Genomic DNA, 21,622 nt, shown 5'->3' with positions numbered 1-21,622 from the left:
AACTCGACAGCCCCGGCCATCCGGGTGCGCCAGGAGGAGGTTGACATGCATTCCACGCAGATCCCGCCGCAGCAGAAACAGAGACGCCGTCTCAGGCTCAAGGTGCTGGCGGCCGCCGCATCGATGCTGGCCGCCGCCTGCGGTTCGGGCGATGACAACAACAACGGCAACGGCAGCAACCCCAATACCAAGCCGGCGAATATCGGCACGGTCACCATCAACAGCTACAACGGCACCACCGACGACCTGCTGACCGCGGGCCTGGGCAAGGACGGCCTGGCCAGCGCCGCCGCGCCGCTGCCGGCCAACCCCACCGCGCCGACCGCGGCGGAGTTGCGGCGCTATGCGATCCATACCAACTATCGTGCCATTGTCGACACCACCGCCAGCGGCGGCTACGGCTCGCTCTACGGCCCCAATGTCGACGCGCAGGGCAATGTCACCGGCTCCGAAGGCAAGGTGGCCGGCGTGGAGTACCTGGCCTTTTCGGACGATGGCTCGGGCCAGCAGAACGTGACCATGCTGGTGCAGATCCCCGCGTCGTTCAACACGTCGAAGCCGTGCATGATCACCGCCACCTCATCCGGTTCGCGTGGCGTCTATGGCGCCATCGCCACTGGCGAGTGGGGCCTGAAGCGCGGCTGCGCGGTGGCCTATACCGACAAGGGTACCGGCGCCGCGCCGCATGACCTGGATACCGACACCGTGCCGCTGATCGACGGCACCCGCGCCACGCGCGCGGCGGCCGGCAAGAACGCGGAGTTTGCCGCGCCGGCGGGGGCCACCTCGCTGGCGGAATTTACCGCTGCCAACCCGCACCGGCTGGCGTTCAAGCATGCGCATTCGCAGCGCAACCCGGAGAAGGACTGGGGCAAGTTCACGCTGCAGGCGGTGGAATTTGCGATCTGGGCGATCAATGACCGCTTTGGCGCCGTGTCGGCCAACGGCACCCGCCAGCGCACCCTGGGCAAGGACAGGATCGTGGTGATCGCCTCCAGCGTGTCCAACGGCGGCGGTGCCGCGGTAGCGGCGGCCGAGCAGGATGCCGGCGGGCTGATCGACGGCGTGGCGGTGGGCGAGCCCAACCTGAACATGCCGCCAAATACCGGCATCGTGGTGCAACGCGGCGCAACGCCGGTGGCGGCTTCGGGCCGCACGCTGTACGACTACACCACCACGGCCAACCTGCTGCAGCACTGCGCCGCGCGGGCCACCGCGCTGACCCAGGCGCCGTTCTACACCAACCCCGCCACGGCGACGTTCTTTGCCAACCGCTGCCAGACGCTGGCGGAAAAGGGCCTGGTGAGCGGCACGAACACGGACGAACAGAGCGCCAGCGCGCTGCAGGCGCTGCGTGCCGCTGGCTGGGAAGCGGAATCGGACGATCTGCACCCGTCGCTGGCCGTGTTTGACGTCGCCGCCGCGATCTCGGTCAACTATGCCAACGCGTATGCGCAGGCCAGCGTCACCGACCGGCTGTGCGGCTACAGCTTTGCCAGCACGCTGACCGACCTGAAGCCCGCGGCAATCGCGCCCGCGGCGCTGGCGTCGATGTTCGCCACCGGCAACGGCGTGCCGCCGCAGCCGCCGGTCCAGTTGATCAATGACCTCGATCCGCAGCATGGCCCGTACCTGAACCTGGCGTCGGTTTCACCGTTGACGCTGCGGGCAGACCTGAATTACGACGGCGCCAACTGCCTGCGCAGCCTGCTGGCCGGCTCCGACGCCGCGGCACGCGCATTGCAAGCCGGCCAGGCGCTGACGCTGCGCAACGGCAACCTGCGCGGCAAGCCGGCGGTGATCGTGCACGGGCGTAGCGACGGGCTGCTGCCGGTCAACCATACCTCGCGCCCGTATCTCGGGCTGAACCGGCAACAGGAGGGGGTGACCAGCAAGCTGTCATACGTGGAGGTCGAGAACGCCCAGCACTTCGATGCCTTCATCGGCCTGGTGCCGGGCTACAGCAACCGCTATGTGCCGCTGCACGTCTACCTGAACCGGGCCCTGGATGCGGTCTACGACAACCTCACCGCGGGCAAGGCGCTGCCGCCGTCGCAGGTGGTGCGCACCACGCCGCGCGGGGGCACCCTCAATACGCCGGCGCCGACGCTGCTGCCGTCCAACGTGCCGCCGTTCGCCGCATCGCCTGCGGCCGGCAACGCGATTACCGTCAACGCTAATACCGTACAGGTGCCTGACTGATGAACGATGCCCTGCCGCGCGTGCTGTCGCAGCGCGACTTTGACCGCTTCGCCGCCTTGTCGCACGACGACAACCCGATCCACTGCGATCCGTCCTTTGCCCGTGGCACGCATTTCGGCGCCACCGTGGCGCACGGCATGTTCCTGTTTTCGCTGCTGTGCGCCCACACCTGGCGGCAGGTGCCCGGGCCGGCGTTGCCGGTCGGGCAGACGCTGATGTTCCCGACGCCGGCCTTCGTTGGCGATACGGTGCAGATCGCGCTGGCGCCGCAGCACGCGCCAGCCGGACTGGCGCGCTACGGCACCACCGTTGGCAGCGCGGGTGGGCCGGGCGAGGCGCCGCGCGTTACGGCCGTGGGCGAATCGCTCTGGCTGCCGGATGCCGGGCCGGACGCACTGGCCTGGCTGCCCGGCGAGACGGCACAGGCGCCAGAGGCGGGCGACGCCATCCTTTACGGCCTGCGCCCTGGTCAGGAAGCCCGTGCGACGCGCGCCTTCGCCCAGGCAGACCTGGACGAATACATCACCCTGACCGGCGACGCCAACCCGTATCACGCCGATCCGGCCTTTGCCCGCGCGCGCGGGTTTGGCGGGCCGGTGGTGCCGCTGCCGCTGCTGGCCGGCATGTTCTCGGACCTGCTCGGCACGCAACTGCCCGGACGGGGCACGGGGTGGATGAAGCAGTCGCTGCGCCTCGCTTCAGCCGCGCGGCTGGATGAGCCGCTGACGGCATGCGTGCGCATCGTGCGGCTGCGCGCCGGCAAGGACTTGGTCAACCTGGCCAGCGTGGTCACGGGCGCGGACGGGCGCGTGGTGGTGCAGGGCGAATCACTCGTGCTGGTGCGCAACCTGGCGGACAAGGGCGCCTGCCGCGCCGCCTAGCCGCGTGTCGCTTGCGGCACTTGCGAGCGTGGGAGCCGGGGTTGCCGACATAGCGGCGGATCGGGGTCATTGCGTACCGGCGCGGCCTTGAAATGTCGCGACAAAGCCTTATCTTTCGGAAAGACATCCAGTGTCCGGCAGGGCATACGGGCGCTCCGGCAACGAAGACCGGCGCCGAGGCCCCCGCATCAGGACACGACCTTATCCGAGAGAGGGAATCCTTATGCGTCTTGACAAGCTGACCACCCGGTTCCAGGAAGCGCTGGCTGATGCGCAAAGCCTGGCACTGGGCAACGACAACCAATACATCGAACCGCAGCACCTGCTGCGCGCGCTGCTGGCGCAGGACGACGGCGCCGCCAAGGCGCTGCTGGCGCGCGCCGGCGTCAACGTGCAGGGCCTGCAGAGCGCGCTAGACGCCGCCATCAAGCGCCTGCCGCAAGTGCAGGGCACCAGCGAGGTCCAGATCGGCCGCGACCTGGTGAACCTGCTCAACGCCACTGAGAAGGAAGCCATCAAGCGCGGCGACCAGTTCATCGCCAGCGAGCTGTTCCTGCTGGCCGTCGCCGACGACAAGGGCGACGCCGGCCGCATCGCGCGTGAAAACGGCTTGAACCGCAAGTCGCTCGAGTCGGCCATCCAGGCCGTGCGCGGCGGCGATTCGGTCAACAGCGCAGAGGCCGAGGGCCAGCGCGAGGCACTGAAGAAGTACACCATCGACCTGACCGAGCGCGCCCGCATCGGCAAGCTCGACCCCGTGATCGGCCGTGACGACGAGATCCGCCGCGCGATCCAGATCCTGCAGCGCCGCACCAAGAACAACCCGGTGCTGATCGGCGAGCCGGGCGTGGGCAAGACCGCGATCGTCGAAGGCCTGGCGCAGCGTATCGTCAACGGCGAAGTGCCCGAGAGCCTGAAGAACAAGCGCGTGCTGGTGCTGGACATGGCCGGCCTGCTGGCCGGCGCCAAGTACCGCGGCGAGTTCGAGGAACGTCTGAAGGCGGTGCTGAACGACGTCGCCAAGGACGAGGGCCAGACCATCGTCTTCATCGACGAGATCCACACCATGGTCGGCGCCGGCAAGGCCGAGGGCGCGATCGACGCGGGCAACATGCTCAAGCCCGCGCTCGCGCGCGGCGAGCTGCATTGCATCGGCGCCACCACGCTGGACGAGTACCGCAAGTACATCGAGAAGGACGCCGCGCTGGAGCGCCGCTTCCAGAAAGTGCTAGTGGATGAGCCGAGCGTTGAGGCCACCATTGCCATCCTGCGCGGGCTGCAGGAAAAGTATGAGCTGCACCACGGCGTGGAGATCACCGACCCGGCCATCGTCGCCGCGGCGGAGCTGTCGCATCGCTATATCACTGACCGCTTCCTGCCCGACAAGGCGATCGACCTGATCGACGAGGCGGCCGCGCGCATCAAGATGGAAATCGATTCCAAGCCGGAGTCGATGGACAAGCTCGAGCGCCGCACCATCCAGCTGAAGATCGAGCGCGAGGCGGTCAAGAAAGAGACCGATGAGGCGTCGATGAAGCGCCTGGAGCTGATCGAGCAGGAAATCGCGCGCCTGGAGAAGGAGTACGCCGACCTGGACGAGATCTGGAAGGCCGAGAAGGGCGCCGCGCAGGGCACGGCCGCGCTCAAGGAAGAGATCGAGAAGGTCAAGCTGGAGATCGCCAAGCTGCAGCGCGAAGGCAAGCTGGACAAGGTGGCCGAGCTGCAATACGGCAAGCTGCCGGGCCTGGAAGGCAAGCTCAAGGCCGCGACCGACGCCGAGGCCAGCGAGCAGAAGCAGCCCAACAAGCTGCTGCGCACCCAGGTGGGCGCCGAGGAAATCGCCGAAGTGGTGAGCCGCGCCACCGGCATCCCGGTATCGAAGATGATGCAGGGCGAGCGCGAGAAGCTGCTGAAGATGGAAGACCGCCTGCATGCGCGCGTGGTGGGCCAGGACGAAGCCGTGCGGCTGGTGTCCGACGCCATCCGCCGTTCGCGTGCCGGCCTGGCGGACGAGAACCGGCCCTATGGCTCGTTCCTGTTCCTGGGCCCGACCGGTGTAGGCAAGACCGAGTTGTGCAAGGCCCTGGCCGAGTTCATGTTCGATTCGGAAGAGCACCTGATCCGCATCGACATGAGCGAGTTCATGGAGAAGCACAGCGTCAGCCGCCTGATCGGCGCGCCGCCGGGATACGTGGGCTACGAGGAAGGCGGCTACCTGACCGAGGCCGTGCGCCGCAAGCCGTACAGCGTGGTGCTGCTCGATGAAGTCGAAAAGGCCCACCCGGACGTCTTCAACGTGCTGCTGCAGGTGCTGGACGACGGCCGCCTGACCGATGGCCAGGGCCGCACGGTGGACTTCAAGAACACGGTGATCGTGATGACGTCCAACCTCGGGTCGCAGATCATCCAGTCGATGACCGGCGAGCCGCAGGAAGCGATCAAGGGCGCGGTCTGGCAGGAAGTGCGCACGCATTTCCGGCCGGAGTTCCTGAACCGGATCGATGAAGTCGTGGTGTTCCACGCGCTGGACCAGAAGCATATCGAGTCGATCGCACGCATCCAGCTGCATCGCCTGCAGGCCCGCCTGGCCCGCATGGATATGACGCTGGAGGTGAGCGAGACGGCGCTGGAGAAGATCGCCAGCGCGGGCTACGACCCGGTGTTTGGCGCGCGCCCGCTCAAGCGTGCGATCCAGCAGCAGATCGAGAACCCGGTGGCACGGGCCATCCTGGAGGGCAAGTTCGCCGCCAAGGATGTGGTGCCGGTGGATTATGTCGATGGCGAGTTCACGTTCGGGCGGAAGCTGGACTAAGGCTACCCATGGCTCGATAGACTGCCGGAGCACACAAGCAGTCGATCATAGCCAGGCCCCTGCGATACCACGCAGGGGTTTTTTTTTGTCTTGCCATCGCGCATTGCGTGTAAGGCGGTCCCGCCCCGTGCAATTTTTTCACGCCACGATGCCACGGGTCGTCGCCAGACGCGCCGTTCCGCGCTATCCGCCGAGTGGCACACTTCTCGCGTTGCACAAGGGTTGAGTTTCCCTACAAGGCGCTGCGCTGACGCAGCCGCATCCCCAAGGAGCCCTTCAATGACCGACAAGCCTTTCCTCTCAGACGTCAAGACATTGCGCGAGCGCGCCCGCAAGCACATCGATGATGGCGCCGTGACCGCGGGCTATGCCGCGGATCGCGATACCGTGCTGAAGCTGCTCAACGCTGCGCTGGCCACCGAAATCGTCTGCGTGCTGCGCTATCGCCGACACTACTACATGGCCAAGGGTCCGAACTCGAAAAGCGTGGCGGATGAATTCCTGGCCCATTCCAACGAGGAACAAGGTCATGCTGACCAGATTGCCGAGCGCATCGTCCAGCTGGGCGGCGAGCCCGACTTTGCCCCGGACGGCCTCACCAGCCGATCGCACGCGGAATATGTGGCGGGCACCTCGCTGACCGAAATGATCAAGGAAGACCTGGTTGCCGAGCGTATCGCCATTGACAGCTACCGGGAAATCATCCGGTTCCTGGGCGAGCGCGACCCGACCTCGCGCCGGATGATGGAGGGCATCCTCGCCGTCGAAGAGGAGCATGCCGACGAGATGGCCGACCTGCTGAGCCGGCAGTCCGGCGGCTGACCGGATCGCCACGCACTTGATATTGGTCAAGCCGCGCCAGCGGCCTGCCCGATAAGATTCGTCCTGTCATGGAGATGCGGGGGCGCTCTTCATGACTTGTCTACCCGTTTCCAGAATGGAAACTTCGCCCGCACCGGCTTGCCGGTGCGGGCGTTTTCTTTTGTGCGTGCCGATTGCGCCACCTGCGTGCGCCACCTGCGCCCGCCGCGCCTGCGCCCGCAGGCATGCCCATATTTCCGTCCGATCTTATGCAAAAAACAGCGAAGCATCGGCGAAACCATTCGTTCCGTTCAGATAGGTCCCTCGGTAGTCTTGCTCCTGACACAAGTCCGCCACCCAAGGCGGGCAAGGCAAGAGGCGCCTCGCGCCCATTCACGACACTGACGGGAGCAATACAAGATGATCCGCAAACTGGCCATCAGCCTGGCCGTACTTGGCGCCCTGAGCGCGGCGCAGACCGCAGCGGCCGCCAACCTGCTGAACGTTTCCTACGATCCGACGCGCGAGCTGTATGTCGACGTCAATGCCGCCTTTGCCAAGGCCTGGAAGGCGCAAGGCGGCGACGCCGTGACCGTGCGCCAGTCGCACGGCGGCTCGGGCAAGCAGGCGCGCTCGGTGATCGACGGGCTGGACGCCGACGTGGTCACGCTGGCGCTGGGCTATGACATCGACGCCATCGCGGACAAGGGCCTGATCAAGCCGGACTGGCAGAAGCGCCTGCCGCACAACGCCTCGCCGTACACCTCGACCATCGTGTTCCTGGTGCGCAAGGGCAACCCCAAGGGCATCAAGGACTGGGGCGACCTGGTCAAGCCGGGCGTGCAGGTGATCACGCCCAACCCCAAGACCAGCGGCGGCGCGCGTTGGAACTACCTGGCGGCGTGGGGCTATGCGCAGCGCCAGCCGGGCGGCAATGACGTCAAGGCGCGCGAGTTTGTCGGCGAGTTGCTCAAGCATGTGCCGGTGCTGGATTCCGGCGCGCGCGGCGCCACCACCACCTTTGTCGAGCGCGGCCTGGGCGATGTGCTGATCGCGTGGGAGAACGAAGCCATCCTGGCCATCAAGGAACTGGGCCCGGACAAGTTCGATATCGTCGCGCCGTCGGTGTCGATCCTGGCCGAGCCGCCGGTGGCCGTGGTCGACAAGGTGGTCGACAAGAAGGGCACGCGCAAGGCGGCCGAGGCCTACCTGCAGTTCCTGTACACCGAAGAAGGCCAGGAGATCGCGGCGAAGAACTACTACCGCCCGATCTCGGAGAAGGTGGCGGCCAAGTACGCGGCCAACTTCCCGAAGGTGAAGCTGTTCACCATCGATGAAGCCTTCGGCGGATGGCAGAAAGCCCAGAAGACCCACTTTGCCGATGGCGGCACGTTCGACCAGATCTACCAGCCCGGCAAGAAATAAACCACGAGGCCGGCGCGCCGGGCCGCGTGGGGCGGCCGCGGCGCCGACCGGTCCATCAGAATAAGGAAGCCCGATGTCCATCCTGACGCTCTCCGGCAGCCCGTCGGTCCAGTCCCGCTCCGGCTTAGTGCTGGCGCACCTGCGTGCCACGCTTGAGGCTGCCGGCGAACGCACCCGCCACCTCGACCTGCGCGACCTGCCCGCAGGCCCGCTGCTGGCGGCACGCGTGGACGACCCCGTCATCGCCGCCGCCACGCATGCCGTGTCCGAGGCGCAGGTGGTGGTACTGGCCACGCCGGTCTACAAGGCCGCCTACAGCGGCCTGCTCAAGGCCTTCCTGGACCTGCTGCCGCAGACCGGCCTGCGCGACAAGATCGTGCTGCCGATCGCCACCGGCGGCAGCCTGGCCCATGCGCTGGCGATCGACTACGCGCTGCGCCCGGTGCTGTCCGCGCTGGGCTCGCGCCAGATCCTGCCCGGCATCTTTGCCGTGGACCAGCAGATCGAATCCTTTGAAGCCGCCGGCGTGCGCCAGGCGCGCTTCGATGCCGCGCTGTCGGCACGCCTGGACGAGGGCGTGCTGCGCGTGCGCGATGCGCTGGCGCATTCGCGCATCGAGGTGCCGCTCGATGTGGTGCCCGGCGCCCTGGTCCAACGCGCCGCCGCGATCGCGGTGGCCGAGCGATGTTCCGCCTGAACTGACTGATTGACTGAAGTGGCGCCGGCCTGCCCGGCGCGACGGCAGCGACGCCATGCCACCCGCCACGCGGGGCCGGCAGGGATGCGTGCTGCCGCCACCATCCTGGACATCAATCCGGCCAGCAGGGCATTGCCCCGGGCCATGGAGGACATCGCATGACACTGACCAACCCGTTGCGCGCGGCCAGCCAGCGCCGCCGCCTGATTACCGCCGCGCTGGTGCTTGCCACCGGCCTGGCCTACGGACTATTGCCCGGCCGCGCCGAAGCGCAGTCGAAGAACATCGACCCCAAGGTGCTGCGCATCGGTTACCAGAAATACGGCACGCTGACGCTGCTGAAGGCGCGCGGCTCGCTGGAAAAACGCCTGGCGCCGCAAGGCATCACCGTCAAATGGACCGAGTTCCCCGCCGGGCCGCAACTGCTTGAGGGGCTGAACGTCGGTGCCGTCGATTTCGGCACCGTCGGCGAGGCGCCGCCGATCTTTGCGCAGGCCGCGGGGGCGCAGCTGGTCTACGTCGGCAATGAGCCGCCGGCGCCGGTGGCCGAGGCCATCGTCGTGCCCAAGGGCTCGGCGCTCCGTTCGGTGGCGGAACTGCGCGGCAAGCGCGTGGCGCTGAACAAGGGCTCGAACGTGCATTACCTGCTGGTGCGCCAGCTGGAGAAGGCCGGCATCCCGTACAGCGAGATCCAGCCGGTCTACCTGCCGCCGGCGGATGCGCGTGCCGCCTTCGAGCGCGGGGCGGTCGATGCCTGGGTGATCTGGGACCCGTTCCTCGCCGCAGCCGAGAAGCAACTGGGCGCGCGCGTGCTCGCCGATGGCCGCGGCGCGGATGGCAAGAACGTGGTCAGCAACCACCAGTTCTACCTGGCCTCGCGCCCCTATGCACAAGCAAAGCCGGAGATCGTCAGCCTGATCCTGGACGAACTGGCCACGCTGGGCACCTGGGCGCAAAAGAACCCCAAGGAGGCCACCACGGTGCTGACCGGCGAAACCGGGCTGCCGGCCGACGTGCTTGAGCTTGCCGTCTCGCGCTTCTCCTACGGCGCACGCCCGGTCAGCGCCGAGGTAATGGCCGAGCAGCAACGCATCGCCGACGCCTTCCACTCGCTCAAGCTGATCCCCAAGCCGGTCAAGGTGGCCGATGCGCGCTGGGACGTGCCGCAGCAGCAGGCGAAGCGATAGCCACCTCCATCGCCAGGAACAAAAAGGACAACGACATGCAGGTATTCTGGTTCATCCCCACCCACGGCGACAGCCGCTACCTCGGCACTTCGGAAGGCGCGCGCGAGGTTAGCTTCGATTACCTGAAGCAGGTTGCCGTGGCCGCCGATACGCTGGGCTACGAAGGCGTGCTGATCCCGACCGGGCGCTCGTGCGAAGACCCATGGGTGGCGGCATCGGCGCTGGCGGCCGTCACGCAGCGCCTGAAATTCCTGGTCGCGGTGCGCCCCGGCCTGATGGCGCCGACGCTGGCCGCACGGATGGCGGCAACCTTCGACCGCATCTCCAACGGCCGGCTGCTGATCAACCTGGTCACCGGCGGCGATACCGCCGAGCTGGAAGGCGACGGCCTGTTCCTGGACCACACCGCGCGCTACGAGGCCTCGGCCGAGTTCCTGCGCATCTGGCGCCAGGTGCTGGCGGCCAGCCATGACGGGGACAAGGTGGACTACGAGGGCAAGCACCTGAGCGTGAAAGGTGCCACCGTCCTCTATCCGCCGCTGCAGCAGCCGCATCCGCCGGTGTACTTCGGCGGTTCGTCGGCGCCGGCGCATGCGCTGGCCGGCGAGCAGGTCGATACCTACCTGACCTGGGGCGAGCCACCCGCTGACGTGGCGCAGAAGCTCGACGACGTACGCCGCCAGGCCGCGCGCCATGGCCGCACGGTGAAGTTCGGCATCCGCCTGCATGTGATCGTGCGCGAGACCGAAGCCGCCGCCTGGGCTGCGGCCGATGATCTGATCAGCCGGCTCGATGACGAGACCGTGGCGCGTGCGCAAGCCGTGTTCGCCAAGATGGATTCCGAAGGGCAGCGCCGCATGGCCGCGCTGCACGCGGGCGGCGCGCGCCGCACGCGCGAGGCGCTGGAGATCAGCCCCAACCTGTGGGCTGGCGTTGGCCTGGTGCGCGGCGGTGCCGGCACCGCGCTGGTGGGCGATCCGCACACCGTGGCCGAGCGCATGCGCGAATACGCCGAGCTGGGCATCGACACCTTCGTGCTGTCCGGCTACCCGCACCTGGAAGAGGCCTACCGCTTTGCCGAACTGGTGTTCCCGCTGCTGCCGCGCTCGGTGCGCGACAAGCTGCCGGGCAAGGTGCTGTCGGGTCCGTTCGGTGAAGTCATGGCGACAGGCATCGTGCCGCGCGCCGCGCAGAGTTGAGGGGAGGGCAACCATGAACGCTCCTCTATCGCAGCCGCCGCGTCAGGCACCTCAGGCACTGGCGCGCGCGCTGGCTCCGTGGATCGTGCCGGTGCTGCTGATCGTGGTCTGGCAGCTGGCCTCGCAGAACGGCTGGCTCTCCAGCCGCGTGCTGCCGGCCCCGCTGGCCGTGGTGCAGGCTGCCTGGGAACTGGCGCGCTCGGGCGAGCTGTGGAAGCACGTAGGGGTCAGCACCTGGCGCGCGCTGGTGGGGTTTGCCATCGGCGGCGGGCTGGGCCTGCTGCTGGGGCTGCTGACCGGCACCTTCCGCACCGCGGCCACGCTGCTCGACAGCACGCTGCAGATGGTGCGCAATATCCCGGCGCTGGCGCTGATTCCGCTGGTGATCCTGTGGTTCGGCATCGACGAGACTGCCAAGCTGTTCCTGGTGTCGCTGGGCGTGTTCTTCCCGGTCTACCTGAACACGTATCACGGCATCCGCTCGGTCGATACGGGACTGGTGGAGATGGCACGCAGCTACGGCCTGTCTGGCTGGCAGCTGTACCGCGAGGTCATCCTGCCCGGCGCGCTGCCGGGCATCCTGGTGGGCGTGCGTTTCGCGCTGGGGTTGATGTGGGTGGTGCTGATCGTGGCGGAGACCATCTCCGCGCAATCGGGCATCGGCTACATGACCATGAACGCGCGTGAGTTCTTGCAAACCGACGTGGTGCTGGTGGGCATCCTGCTCTATGCGCTGCTGGGCAAGCTGGCCGACTGGTTGTCGCGCGGGCTTGAGCGCTACTGGCTGCGCTGGCATCCGGGCTACGCCGCGGCCTGAGCGGCCCGTCGCCCCAATCAAGCAAGGAGATCGAGATGCAGATGTATCCGGTGGAACAAGCGGCTTTGGCCGAACTGGAAGCCGGCCTGGCGCGCCGCGAGGCGGCCCGTCCGGTGGCCGAGGTGCCGCGCACGGCGGGTGGTGTGGCGTTGCACGTGCGCCAGGTGGTCAAGCGCTATGACGGCCGCGAAGTGCTGCACAACGTGGCGCTGGACGTGGCGCCGGGCGAGTTCCTGGCGATCGTCGGGCGCAGCGGCTGCGGCAAGAGCACGCTGCTGCGGCTGGTGGCGGGGCTGGAAGCGGCCGATGGCGGAAGCATCACCGTCGACGGTGAATCCGCGGCGAAAGGCCGCGCGCGGCACGCCGACGTGCGCGTGATGTTCCAGGACGCAAGGCTGCTGCCGTGGAAGCGCGTGCTGGACAACGTCGCGCTGGGCCTGCCGCGCGCACGCCGCAGTGAAGCCGCCAATGTGCTGGCGCAGGTGGGCCTGGCCGACCGCGCGCAGGCCTGGCCCGCACGGCTGTCCGGTGGCCAGCGCCAGCGCGTGGCCCTGGCGCGTGCGCTGGTCCACCACCCGCAGCTGTTGCTGCTGGACGAGCCGCTGGGCGCGCTGGATGCGCTCACGCGCATCGAGATGCAGGGGCTGATTGAGTCGCTGTGGCGCCGCCTTGGCTTCACGGCGCTGCTGGTCACGCACGACGTGTCCGAAGCGGTGGCGCTGGCCGACCGCATCGTGCTGATCGAGGAGGGCCGCATCGCCATGGATGAGCGCGTGGCGCTGGCGCGCCCGCGCGAACGCGGCGCGGCTGGCTTTGCGCGACTGGAGGCGAAGGTGCTGCAGCGGGTGATGCGGCAAGCGCCGCAGGCGCAGGGGCAGGTACCGTCGCATGCCGGTGCGCATGCCGAACCTGGCGCCACGACCGCGCAGCTGAACGTGAGCTGGGCAACTTGAGCGTGCCACCTGCGGCAATGTGCGCCGCGCATATCGACAGGCCGTAATCTTCATTCGCTCGCGCCCGCTGACCTCCTATCATGAGCAGGCAGGCCGATGCGGTGCGACAGCACAGAGGGCGCATGGAGCGCCCGTCATCACTAATCCGACCACGAGGCCGAGGGGCCCGGTCAACCGAAGGAATGCCATGCCAGGCGTGCATGAACCCGCGGGCGCAGTGCCTGCGCTCCAACGTTATCTGGAATCGCTGCCGCGCCAGCCGCTGGCTGACCGGCAATTGTGGCGCGACGCGCGCGGGCAGGTGCAGGGCCAGTTCTTCAACTGCTCGCTGACCAGCGCGTTCGAGCCGCTGGTGACGCTGGCAGACCGGCAGGTGGTGGCACATGAGGGTTCGATCCACACGTACGCAGAGGACGGCGTGGGCCTGGCGGCATGGAAGCTGTTTGCGATGGCGGCCGACGACAACACCCTGGTGTCGCTGGACCGGCTTTCGCGCCTGCTGCATGCCATCAACTACTTTGCCGCCGAGGGCGAGCACAAGCTGGTGCTGAACGTGCATAACCGGCTGCTGGCCGCGGTCACCGACGACCACGGCGCTGCCTTCCGGCGCGCATTGCAATCGCTGGGCCTGCCGCTGGAGCGCTTTGTGATCCAGGTGCCGGCCAGCGCCAATGACGACCTGTCACTGCTGTTGCATGTCGTTGGCAACTATCGGCGCAACGGTTTCGCGGTAAGCCTGCAGGCGTCGGATCCGGCGGAAGCCGGTGCACTGATGGCGCACGCGTTGCCGGACTGGCTCAAGCTGGACATGCGCCGCACCTGGACCGACCGCCAGCTGTCGGGCCTGCGTGCCAGCGCGGCCAGTGCCGGCGTAACGCTGATCGGGCGGCGCCTGCAGAACGCCGAAAGCATCGAGCGCCTGCAGGCCGCGGGCATCGGCCTGGGGCAGGGCGCCTTCGCCGGCGCGCCGGTCAGTGCGGCAGGGCTGCGCGCAGGCCTGGCGAGCGCCGCGCATGCATTGGACAAGGAGGTGGTATGACGCAAGCGAACCGGCTTTCCGGCGCTCATGGCACGCGCCTGGACATCCCGCGGCACCTGCAGGTGCTGACCGTGCCGGGGCTGCATGGCAGCGGCCCGGGACACTGGCAGAGCCGCTGGGAGCAGCGCTTCCCGGACTGGCAGCGGGTGGAGCAGCACGACTGGTCGCGCCCCAGCCTGCCGCTGTGGGCCGAGCGTGTCTCCGAAGGCGTGATGCGCGCCCAGCGCGTGGCCGCGCGCGGCGCGGTGCTGGTGGCGCACAGCTTTGGCTGCCTGGCGTCGCTGCGCCAGGCGGCGCTGGATCCGGTCGGCATTGCCGGCGCATTGCTGGTGGCGCCGGCCGATCCGGACAAATTTGGCGTGGCGGCGCTGCTGCCGGCCTACCGGCTGCCGTTCCCGACCATCATGGTAGCCAGCTGCAACGATCCCTGGATGCCGCAGCGCACCGCTTTCAGCTGGGGCACGCTGTGGGGCAGTGAGCTGGTCGATGCGGGCAGCCTGGGCCACATCAATGCCGATTCCGCACTGGGTGAGTGGCCTGAAGGCCTCGCGCTGCTCGATACCCTGGTCCAGCGCATCGCGCAGGCAGGCGATGCCGGCTCCATAAGTGAGTCATCCGCCGCCTGGGAGTCTGGCATCGAGGTTGTGTCTACCGTCCCTTATATCTAAACCGTCTAAGAAAATTCATAAAGATTCGTTCTGTTTATAAGGGCGACTCTGCAGAATCTGTCTCGTAGGCCGGCGCAATATGCGCTGGCGTCACAAAGAACGGCCCGCCGGGACCAGCCATCAGGGTCCGGCGGCGCACCGCTCACAGACGAGACGACATGCCTCCATCCATTTCCCTGGCGGACAATCCGCCGCCAGCCGCTCCCCGTGCCCCTGACTCCAGCGCCACGCGCGCGCCGCGCAACCCGTCCAGGCAGCGCTTTACCGTGCTGCCCGGCTTCGGCCTGTCGCTCGGCTTCACGCTGTTCTACCTGACGCTGATTGTCCTGATCCCGCTGTCGGCCACGTTCCTGAAGACGTTCACGATGACGTGGGACGCGTTCTGGACCTCGGTCACGGCGCCGCGCGTGGTGGCGTCGCTGCAGCTGAGCTTTGGCGCGTCGCTGGTGGCGGCCATCGTCAATACGGTGTTCGGGCTGGTGGTGGCCTGGGTGCTGGTGCGCTACCGCTTCCCGGGCAAGCGCCTGATCGACGCGCTGGTGGACCTGCCGTTCGCGCTGCCCACGGCGGTGGCCGGTATTGCGCTTACGGCGCTGTTCGCCGGCAATGGCTGGATTGGCCGCTATCTTGAGCCGCTCGGCATCAAGGTCGCGTTCACGCCGCTGGGCGTGGTGGTGGCGCTGACCTTTATCGGCCTGCCGTTCGTGGTGCGCACGGTGCAGCCGGTGCTGGAGGACGTTGAGCAGGAGCTGGAAGAAGCGGCCGCGAGCCTGGGCGCCAACCGCCTGCAGACCTTCCAGCGCGTGATCCTGCCCGCCATCCTGCCGGCGCTGCTGACCGGGTTTGCCCTGTCGTTCGCGCGCGCCACCGGCGAGTACGGCTCGGTGGTCTTTATCTCCGGCAACATGCCGATGGTGTCCGAGATCGCGCCGCTGATGATCTATTCCAAGCTGGAGCAATACGACTATGCCGGCGCCACCGCGGTGGCGGTGGTGATGCTGGTGATTTCCTTCGGTCTGCTGCTGCTGATCAACCTGCTGCAGGCCTGGACGCGCCGCCATCAATCCGGTGTGCGCGCCGCGCTGGCACCCGAAGCGCCCGCCACGGGCAAGGAGTTCTGACATGGCCGGCGCAGTTGCGGGACGCTTGGGCGGGCAAGCCAACGCCCAGGCCCATCACAGGTTTGACGCCACTGGCGAAGCGCCGTGGGTGCGCTACACGCTGATCACGGTGGCAGTGCTGTTCCTCACGCTGTTCCTGTTCGTGCCGCTGGCCTCGGTGTTCTATGAAGCCTTGCGCAAGGGCGTGCAGACCTACTGGGAAGCGTTGATCGAACCCGACGCACTCGCCGCGATCCAGCTCACGCTGACGGTGGCGGCGATCGCGGTGCCGCTGAACGTGGTGTTCGGCGTGGCGGCGGCGTGGGCCATTGCCAAGTTCGACTTCCGCGGCAAGAACCTGCTGATCACGCTGATCGACCTGCCGTTCTCGGTGTCGCCGGTGATCTCCGGCCTGGTCTACGTGCTGCTGTTCGGCGCGCAGGGCTGGCTGGGGCCGTGGCTGGAAGCGCACGACATCAAGATCATGTTCGCGGTGCCGGGCATCGTGCTGGCGACCATCTTCGTGACCTTCCCCTTTGTTGCGCGCGAGCTGATCCCGTTGATGCAGGCGCAGGGCAGTGAAGAAGAAGAGGCCGCGATCGTGCTGGGCGCCTCGGGCTGGCAGACCTTCCGCCATATCACGCTGCCCAATATCCGCTGGGGCCTGCTGTACGGCGTGATCCTGTGCAATGCACGGGCGATGGGCGAGTTCGGCGCGGTGTCGGTGGTGTCGGGCCATATCCGCGGGCTGACCAACACCATGCCGCTGCATGTGGAGATCCTCTACAACGAGTACAACTTCGCGGCGGCCTTTGCGGTGGCCTCGCTGCTGACACTGCTGGCACTGGTCACCCTCGGCATCAAGACGCTGGTGGAATTCCGCGCCCGCAAGGAAACCGAAGAGGCTGCACCCGAGCGGCCGCTGGCAAGTTTGCAAGGACAAGCATCATGAGCATCCAGGTCAAGAACGTAGAGAAGCGCTTTGGCGACTTTGTCGCGCTGGACAACGTCTCGCTCGATTTCGACGAGGGCGAGCTGACCGCGCTGCTGGGGCCGTCCGGCTGCGGCAAGACCACGCTGCTGCGCATCATCGCCGGCCTGGAGCGCGCCGACGCGGGCCAGATCGTGCTGGCCGGGCGCGATGCCTCGGACCAGCATGTGCGCCAGCGCCAGGTGGGCTTCGTGTTCCAGCACTATGCGCTGTTCAAGCATATGAGCGTGTTCGAGAACGTGGCCTTCGGCCTGCGCGTCAAGCCGCGCGCCGAGCGCCCGAGCGAAGCGCAGATCCGCGACAAGGTGCGTTCGCTGCTGGAGTTGGTGCAGCTCGACTGGCTGGCCGACCGCTACCCGTCGCAGCTCTCCGGCGGCCAGCGCCAGCGTATCGCGCTGGCCCGCGCGCTGGCGGTGGAGCCGCGCGTGCTGCTGCTGGATGAACCCTTCGGCGCGCTTGACGCCAAGGTGCGCAAGGAGCTGCGCCGCTGGCTGCGCCGCCTGCACGATGAACTGCACGTGACCAGCGTGTTCGTCACCCATGACCAGGAAGAGGCGCTGGAAGTGGCCGACCAGGTGGTGCTGATGAACCGCGGCCACGTGGAGCAGTACGGCTCGCCCGAGGCGGTCTACAACCATCCGGCCACGCCCTTCGTGTTCGGCTTCCTCGGCAACGTGAACCTGTTCCACGGCCGGCTGGAGGTGGGCGAGAGCGGCGGCCTGCTGCATACCGGCGAAGCGGTGCTGCCGGTGGTCGGCAGCGGCCATGAGACCGCCGGCGACGCGGTGGCCTATGTGCGCCCGCATGACCTGGACCTGGAGCGCTACGCGCCCGGCGCCGACGGCATCGCCGTGACGCTGCGCCGCGCGCTGACGCTGGGCCCAGTCGCGCAGCTTGAGCTCGAACGCGAAGACAATCAGGACGTGATCGAAGTCGCGCTTCCGCTTGAGCGCTTCCGCCACGCGGGCTTCCGCGAAGGCGAACTGCTCGCGGTGCGCCCGCGCCAGCTGCGTGTGTTCACGCAACCGCGTACCACGTCCACCCAACAAGAAAAGGCGACGACATGAACTTCCAGCAACTCCGATCGATCCGCGAGGCGGTGCGCCGCCAGTTCAACCTGACCGAAGTCGCCAATGCGCTCTACACCTCGCAGCCCGGCGTGTCGCGCCAGATCCGCGAGCTGGAAGAAGAACTGGGCGTGGAGATCTTCGAGCGCTACGGCAAGCGCCTGACCGGGCTGACCGAGCCGGGGCGCGAGATCGTGCGCATCGTCGAACGCCTGCTGCTTGAGGCCGAGAACCTGCGCCAGGCCGGCGACGAATACGCCGGCCGCCATACCGGCCGCCTGACCGTTGCCACCACCCACACCCAGGCGCGCTATGCACTGCCGCGCGTGGTGCAGGCATTCCGCCGCGAATACCCGCATGTGACGCTGGCACTGCAGGAGGCGTCTCCCACGCATATCGTTGAGCTGCTGCTGACGGGGCAGGCCGATATCGGCATCGCCACCGAGGCCCTGGCCACCGAGGCCGGGCTGACCTCGTTCGAGGCCTACAGCTGGCGGCACGTGCTGGTGGTCTCGCCCGGCCATCCGCTCACGCGCCTGCCCGAGCCGACGCTCGAAGACGTGGCCGGCTTCCAGCTCATCACCTACGACGCCGGCTTCACCGGCCGCCGCAAGATCGACAGCGCCTTTGCCGAGGCCGGCCTGCAGCCGGAGATCGTGCTGACCGCGCTGGACGCCGACGTGATCAAGACCTACGCCGAACTGGACCTGGGCGTGGGCATCATTGCCTCGATGGCCTATGACGAGCGCAAGGATTCCGGCCTGGTGCGGATCTCGGCCGACCACCTGTTCGCGCCCAACACCACCAGCGTGGCGGTGCGGCGGGGCGCTTACCTGCGCGGCTATGCGCACGCCTTTATCAACATGTTCGCGCCGCACCTGTCGCCCGACACCGTCAGCAGCGCGCTCTCAGAGCAAGAGCGCCAAGCCCTGGCGGCCTGATTCCGGCCTGACCGCGGGTGGCGGCCAGGCGGCGCAGGGGGCACCCGAGCGCCGCCGGCCTGCGCCATCCGCTCCGGCACGGTGCCGTTCGCGCCCCGTGCCCGCCGTTCGTCGCAAGAGACTTTCTTCGTGCCCGGGTGAGGGGTACATTCCTTGCACGTGCCCGCGGCTTGCCGTCCGGCGAGCGTCGCACGTGTACCGCAGCGCAACAAAGCTTGCGCGCGGCCGCCGGTCTGCAAAGGCCGGGCAAGGGAGAGAGAGACGATCATGCGCGAAGACGAACCGCTGCTGCGCTGGCAGTGGCGCGGCTATGCCCGCAACCACCAGCATCCCCGCAACCTGCTGCTGCATATCGTGGCCGTGCCGATGTTCATGGCCGGCACCGTGCTGGGCCTCTACGGCCTGCTGCACCTGAGCCTGCCAGCGGTGGCGCTGGGGCTGGTGTGCATGGGTATGTCGATGGCGCTGCAGGGCCGCGGACACCGGCTGGAAGCCCATGCACCGGAACCCTTTGCCGGGCCGGCGGACATCGCGGGCCGCATCCTGGCCGAGCAGTGGATCACATTCCCCCGCTATGTGCTGTCCGGGCAATGGTGGCGCGCGCTGGCCGGCCGGCGTGCCGGGCAGGGTGGCTGAGGTGGCCCGCGCTGCCCGCCTCATCACATTCCCGCATTGCGCCAGGCTCAGTCCGCGCTAACATGAACGCCATGGACCGCTGCTTCTCCAACGTCGCCACCGCCATCCCCTCCCGGCTCAATATCCTCGGGCGCGACCTGCTGTTCGTGCTGTGCATGAACTCGGTGATCGCCATCAGCCTGAACTACGGCTTCCAGACCGGCGGCAGCCTGTGGCACAACTTTGTCTACAGCCAGCTGATCGGCCTGTCGATCTGGGTGCTGATCGACATTCCGCGCGTGGTGATCTGGTGGAACGACCGGCCGCGCCGCTGGCCCTTCCTGCTGCTGGCCGCCGCCGCGGTGCCCGCAGGCGTGGTGTTCGGCAGTTGGGCCACGCGCGTGGTGCTGGACCTGCCGCCCAAATCGGCGGACGAAGCCGGCGGCATGCTGCGCATGTGCCTGGTGGTGGGCATGCTGGCCGCGGCCTCGATGATCTATTTCTACTGGTCGCGCGAGAAGCTGGCCTCGCTGGAGCGTCAAGCCGCGCTGGACGCCCTGCAGCGCGAGGAAGCTGAAAAGCAACTGGTGCGCGCACAGCTGATGGCGCTGCAGGCGCAGATCGAGCCGCATTTCCTGTTCAACTCGCTGGCCAACCTCGACGGGTTGATCGCCACCGACCCGCCCGCCGCGCGCCAGCTGCTGCAGCGCCTGATCGGTTTCCTGCGCATGTCGCTGGCACATACCCGCGCCGAGCAATGCACGCTGCGGCAGGAGTTCGAGCTGCTGCGCAGCTACCTGGACATCCAGGGTATGCGCTTCGGCCAGCGGCTCTCGTTCGACATTGACCTGCCGCGGGAACTGGCGAAGGTAGAGATCCCGCCCATGCTGATCCAGCCGCTGGTGGAAAACGCGGTCACGCACGGCATCGAGCCCTGCATGATCGGCGGCCATATCCAGTTGTCGGCGCGCGCGGCCGGCGACAATGCGGTGCAGGTCGTCATCGCCGATACCGGCGTCGGCTTCGGCCATGCCTCGGGCAAGGGCTCGGGCCTGGGCATCACCCATGTGCGCGAGCGGCTGGCGCGCATCTTTGGCGCGGCGGCCTCCATGCAGATGGAAGAGAACACCCCGCGCGGCGTGGTGGTGCGGCTGACGCTGCCGCTGGAGCGCCCGGCCGAAGCGCCCACCCTGACCCAGACAGTCACCAGCGTGCCGGAGGGCATGCCAGTATCGACCCCGGCCATGCAACGGCTCTGAGCGCCCGCCTGCCAGCACGCCTGACAAGAAGAACGGCTGGCACCGCCCGTGGCGGTGCCGCTGACAACGCCAGGACCCATCTACCACCCCAACGCCCCCATGACCCCGACCCTTCTGATCGCCGATGACGAAGCGCTGCTGGCGCGCGTGCTGGAATCCGAACTGACGTCGCTGTGGCCCGAGGCCCGTATCGTTTCCGTGGTCCACGATGGCGTGGCCGCGCTGGCGGCGGCGCGCGAGCACCAGCCGCGCGTGGCCTTCCTGGATATCCGCATGCCGGGCATGAGCGGCATGGACGTGGCGCGCGAATTGATCGAATTCGACACCCCGCCGCTGGTGGTCTTCGTGACCGCTTACGACCAGTTCGCGCTGGAGGCATTCGAGCGCGCCGCGGTGGACTATGTGCTCAAGCCGGTGCAGCGCGAACGGCTGGAGGCCACGGTGCAGCGCCTGAAGGACCGGTTGGCCGGTCCCGCTGACGATGAAGACACCGAGTCCGAAGCCTCGATCGCGGAGACGGACCGGCTCGGCCAGTTGCTGGCGCGCCTGGAATCGCTGGAGCACGCCACCCCGGGCCCGGGCGGTGCGCCGCAGCGGCAGTACCTGCGCTTTATCAAGGCGCTGGTGGGGCAGGAGGTGCGCATCATCCCCGTGGACGAAGTCATCTACCTGGAGGCCACCGACAAGTACGTCAACGTGGTTTCCGGCGCCGGCGAAGCGCTGATCCGCACCAGCCTGCGCGAGCTGACCCAGCAGCTGGACCCGGAGCGCTTCTGGCAGGTGCATCGCGGCACGGTGGTCAACATCACCTGCGTGGCCAGCGCGGTCAACCAGTCGCTGGGACGGCTGTCGCTGCGGCTGCGCGACCGTCCTGAACTGCTGCCGGTGGCGCGCCAGTACGCGCACCTGTTCAAGCAGATGTAAGCGCGGTCGGCGGGCAGCGTGGCCGCCACCTGGCTGCAGAGGGC

At 67.9% G+C, this 21,622-nt stretch carries 19 protein-coding genes; all 19 read left to right on the top strand.

Annotation, left to right across the window (positions count from 1 at the left end; all coding sequences use genetic code 11):
* Positions 1–45 precede the first annotated feature (45 nt).
* Complete coding sequence (phaZ2, locus tag KB879_RS23160) at positions 46–2,202, top strand: D-(-)-3-hydroxybutyrate oligomer hydrolase (RefSeq protein ID WP_211979844.1); 2,157 nt, start codon at positions 46–48, stop codon at positions 2,200–2,202.
* Entirely contained in the window at positions 2,202–3,083 is an 882-nt protein-coding gene (locus tag KB879_RS23155; protein ID WP_013957114.1) for a MaoC/PaaZ C-terminal domain-containing protein, read from the top strand. Before phaZ2 ends, KB879_RS23155 begins: the two co-directional genes overlap by 1 nt.
* Before the next feature lie 223 nt (positions 3,084–3,306).
* Positions 3,307–5,895, top strand: coding sequence for an ATP-dependent chaperone ClpB (gene clpB, locus KB879_RS23150; protein WP_211979843.1), 2,589 nt, complete (start codon positions 3,307–3,309; stop codon positions 5,893–5,895).
* A 279-nt stretch (positions 5,896–6,174) separates the two neighbouring features.
* Positions 6,175–6,717 (top strand): bacterioferritin, encoded by a 543-nt coding sequence (locus tag KB879_RS23145; protein ID WP_013957112.1) that lies wholly within the window; start codon positions 6,175–6,177, stop codon positions 6,715–6,717.
* Positions 6,718–7,116: 399 nt separating this feature from the next.
* Entirely contained in the window at positions 7,117–8,121 is a 1,005-nt protein-coding gene (locus KB879_RS23140; RefSeq protein ID WP_013957111.1) for a sulfate ABC transporter substrate-binding protein, read from the top strand.
* 73 nt (positions 8,122–8,194) lie between these two features.
* On the top strand, positions 8,195–8,818 hold the full coding sequence (ssuE, locus tag KB879_RS23135) for an NADPH-dependent FMN reductase (RefSeq protein ID WP_211979842.1): 624 nt from the start codon (positions 8,195–8,197) through the stop codon (positions 8,816–8,818).
* A gap of 158 nt (positions 8,819–8,976) precedes the next feature.
* Positions 8,977–10,005 carry a sulfonate ABC transporter substrate-binding protein gene (locus KB879_RS23130; RefSeq protein ID WP_211979841.1) on the top strand — a complete coding sequence of 343 codons (1,029 nt, stop codon included), beginning with the start codon at positions 8,977–8,979 and terminating at the stop codon, positions 10,003–10,005.
* A gap of 35 nt (positions 10,006–10,040) precedes the next feature.
* A complete protein-coding gene (ssuD, locus tag KB879_RS23125; protein WP_011615572.1) occupies positions 10,041–11,204 on the top strand; it encodes an FMNH2-dependent alkanesulfonate monooxygenase in 1,164 nt (387 codons plus the stop codon).
* 13 nt (positions 11,205–11,217) lie between these two features.
* On the top strand, positions 11,218–12,021 hold the full coding sequence (ssuC, locus tag KB879_RS23120) for an aliphatic sulfonate ABC transporter permease SsuC (RefSeq protein WP_153953598.1): 804 nt from the start codon (positions 11,218–11,220) through the stop codon (positions 12,019–12,021).
* A 35-nt stretch (positions 12,022–12,056) separates the two neighbouring features.
* Positions 12,057–12,974 (top strand): ATP-binding cassette domain-containing protein, encoded by a 918-nt coding sequence (locus tag KB879_RS23115; RefSeq protein WP_211979840.1) that lies wholly within the window; start codon positions 12,057–12,059, stop codon positions 12,972–12,974.
* 187 nt (positions 12,975–13,161) lie between these two features.
* Positions 13,162–14,013 (top strand): EAL domain-containing protein, encoded by an 852-nt coding sequence (locus tag KB879_RS23110; RefSeq protein WP_013957106.1) that lies wholly within the window; start codon positions 13,162–13,164, stop codon positions 14,011–14,013.
* Positions 14,010–14,681, top strand: a complete 672-nt coding sequence (locus tag KB879_RS23105) for an alpha/beta hydrolase (RefSeq protein ID WP_211979839.1) — start codon at positions 14,010–14,012, stop codon at positions 14,679–14,681. Before KB879_RS23110 ends, KB879_RS23105 begins: the two co-directional genes overlap by 4 nt.
* Positions 14,682–14,839: 158 nt before the next feature.
* A complete protein-coding gene (cysT, locus tag KB879_RS23100) occupies positions 14,840–15,802 on the top strand; it encodes a sulfate ABC transporter permease subunit CysT (RefSeq protein WP_211979838.1) in 963 nt (320 codons plus the stop codon).
* 1 nt (position 15,803) lies between these two features.
* On the top strand, positions 15,804–16,733 hold the full coding sequence (cysW, locus tag KB879_RS23095; protein ID WP_013957103.1) for a sulfate ABC transporter permease subunit CysW: 930 nt from the start codon (positions 15,804–15,806) through the stop codon (positions 16,731–16,733).
* The gene (locus KB879_RS23090) at positions 16,730–17,839 is read left to right on the top strand and encodes a sulfate/molybdate ABC transporter ATP-binding protein (protein ID WP_013957102.1); all 1,110 of its coding nucleotides are present in this window, start codon (positions 16,730–16,732) and stop codon (positions 17,837–17,839) included. Before cysW ends, KB879_RS23090 begins: the two co-directional genes overlap by 4 nt.
* A complete protein-coding gene (locus KB879_RS23085) occupies positions 17,836–18,780 on the top strand; it encodes a CysB family HTH-type transcriptional regulator (RefSeq protein ID WP_013957101.1) in 945 nt (314 codons plus the stop codon). The genes KB879_RS23090 and KB879_RS23085 overlap by 4 nt, the downstream gene beginning before the upstream one ends.
* Positions 18,781–19,047: 267 nt before the next feature.
* Positions 19,048–19,416: a terminase gene (locus tag KB879_RS23080; protein ID WP_153953593.1), complete on the top strand. Its 369-nt coding sequence runs from the start codon at positions 19,048–19,050 to the stop codon at positions 19,414–19,416.
* A gap of 62 nt (positions 19,417–19,478) precedes the next feature.
* Complete coding sequence (locus KB879_RS23075; RefSeq protein WP_013957099.1) at positions 19,479–20,654, top strand: sensor histidine kinase; 1,176 nt, start codon at positions 19,479–19,481, stop codon at positions 20,652–20,654.
* A 99-nt stretch (positions 20,655–20,753) separates the two neighbouring features.
* Positions 20,754–21,578 carry a LytTR family DNA-binding domain-containing protein gene (locus KB879_RS23070; protein WP_013957098.1) on the top strand — a complete coding sequence of 275 codons (825 nt, stop codon included), beginning with the start codon at positions 20,754–20,756 and terminating at the stop codon, positions 21,576–21,578.
* Positions 21,579–21,622: the final 44 nt, after the last annotated feature.

Origin of the sequence: Cupriavidus sp. KK10 (assembly GCF_018223725.1) — a bacterium.
Classification (GTDB): Bacteria; Pseudomonadota; Gammaproteobacteria; order Burkholderiales; family Burkholderiaceae; genus Cupriavidus; species Cupriavidus necator.
The sequence above is the reverse complement of the archived record's forward strand: the minus strand, read 5'-3'. Positions and strand labels throughout refer to the sequence as shown.

What these genes read in the sequence shown, in the direction of transcription:
- ssuC (WP_153953598.1), top strand. Translation starts at nt 11,218, where the DNA reads ATGAACGCTCCTCTATCGCAGCCGCCGCGTCAGGCACCTCAGGCACTG.
- KB879_RS23090 (WP_013957102.1), top strand. Translation starts at nt 16,730, where the DNA reads ATGAGCATCCAGGTCAAGAACGTAGAGAAGCGCTTTGGCGACTTTGTC.
- ssuD (WP_011615572.1), top strand. Translation starts at nt 10,041, where the DNA reads ATGCAGGTATTCTGGTTCATCCCCACCCACGGCGACAGCCGCTACCTC.
- KB879_RS23070 (WP_013957098.1), top strand. Translation starts at nt 20,754, where the DNA reads ATGACCCCGACCCTTCTGATCGCCGATGACGAAGCGCTGCTGGCGCGC.
- KB879_RS23110 (WP_013957106.1), top strand. Translation starts at nt 13,162, where the DNA reads ATGCCAGGCGTGCATGAACCCGCGGGCGCAGTGCCTGCGCTCCAACGT.
- KB879_RS23115 (WP_211979840.1), top strand. Translation starts at nt 12,057, where the DNA reads ATGCAGATGTATCCGGTGGAACAAGCGGCTTTGGCCGAACTGGAAGCC.
- KB879_RS23145 (WP_013957112.1), top strand. Translation starts at nt 6,175, where the DNA reads ATGACCGACAAGCCTTTCCTCTCAGACGTCAAGACATTGCGCGAGCGC.
- phaZ2 (WP_211979844.1), top strand. Translation starts at nt 46, where the DNA reads ATGCATTCCACGCAGATCCCGCCGCAGCAGAAACAGAGACGCCGTCTC.
- cysW (WP_013957103.1), top strand. Translation starts at nt 15,804, where the DNA reads ATGGCCGGCGCAGTTGCGGGACGCTTGGGCGGGCAAGCCAACGCCCAG.
- KB879_RS23080 (WP_153953593.1), top strand. Translation starts at nt 19,048, where the DNA reads ATGCGCGAAGACGAACCGCTGCTGCGCTGGCAGTGGCGCGGCTATGCC.
- KB879_RS23155 (WP_013957114.1), top strand. Translation starts at nt 2,202, where the DNA reads ATGAACGATGCCCTGCCGCGCGTGCTGTCGCAGCGCGACTTTGACCGC.
- KB879_RS23140 (WP_013957111.1), top strand. Translation starts at nt 7,117, where the DNA reads ATGATCCGCAAACTGGCCATCAGCCTGGCCGTACTTGGCGCCCTGAGC.
- clpB (WP_211979843.1), top strand. Translation starts at nt 3,307, where the DNA reads ATGCGTCTTGACAAGCTGACCACCCGGTTCCAGGAAGCGCTGGCTGAT.
- KB879_RS23105 (WP_211979839.1), top strand. Translation starts at nt 14,010, where the DNA reads ATGACGCAAGCGAACCGGCTTTCCGGCGCTCATGGCACGCGCCTGGAC.
- cysT (WP_211979838.1), top strand. Translation starts at nt 14,840, where the DNA reads ATGCCTCCATCCATTTCCCTGGCGGACAATCCGCCGCCAGCCGCTCCC.
- KB879_RS23085 (WP_013957101.1), top strand. Translation starts at nt 17,836, where the DNA reads ATGAACTTCCAGCAACTCCGATCGATCCGCGAGGCGGTGCGCCGCCAG.
- KB879_RS23130 (WP_211979841.1), top strand. Translation starts at nt 8,977, where the DNA reads ATGACACTGACCAACCCGTTGCGCGCGGCCAGCCAGCGCCGCCGCCTG.
- KB879_RS23075 (WP_013957099.1), top strand. Translation starts at nt 19,479, where the DNA reads ATGAACGCCATGGACCGCTGCTTCTCCAACGTCGCCACCGCCATCCCC.
- ssuE (WP_211979842.1), top strand. Translation starts at nt 8,195, where the DNA reads ATGTCCATCCTGACGCTCTCCGGCAGCCCGTCGGTCCAGTCCCGCTCC.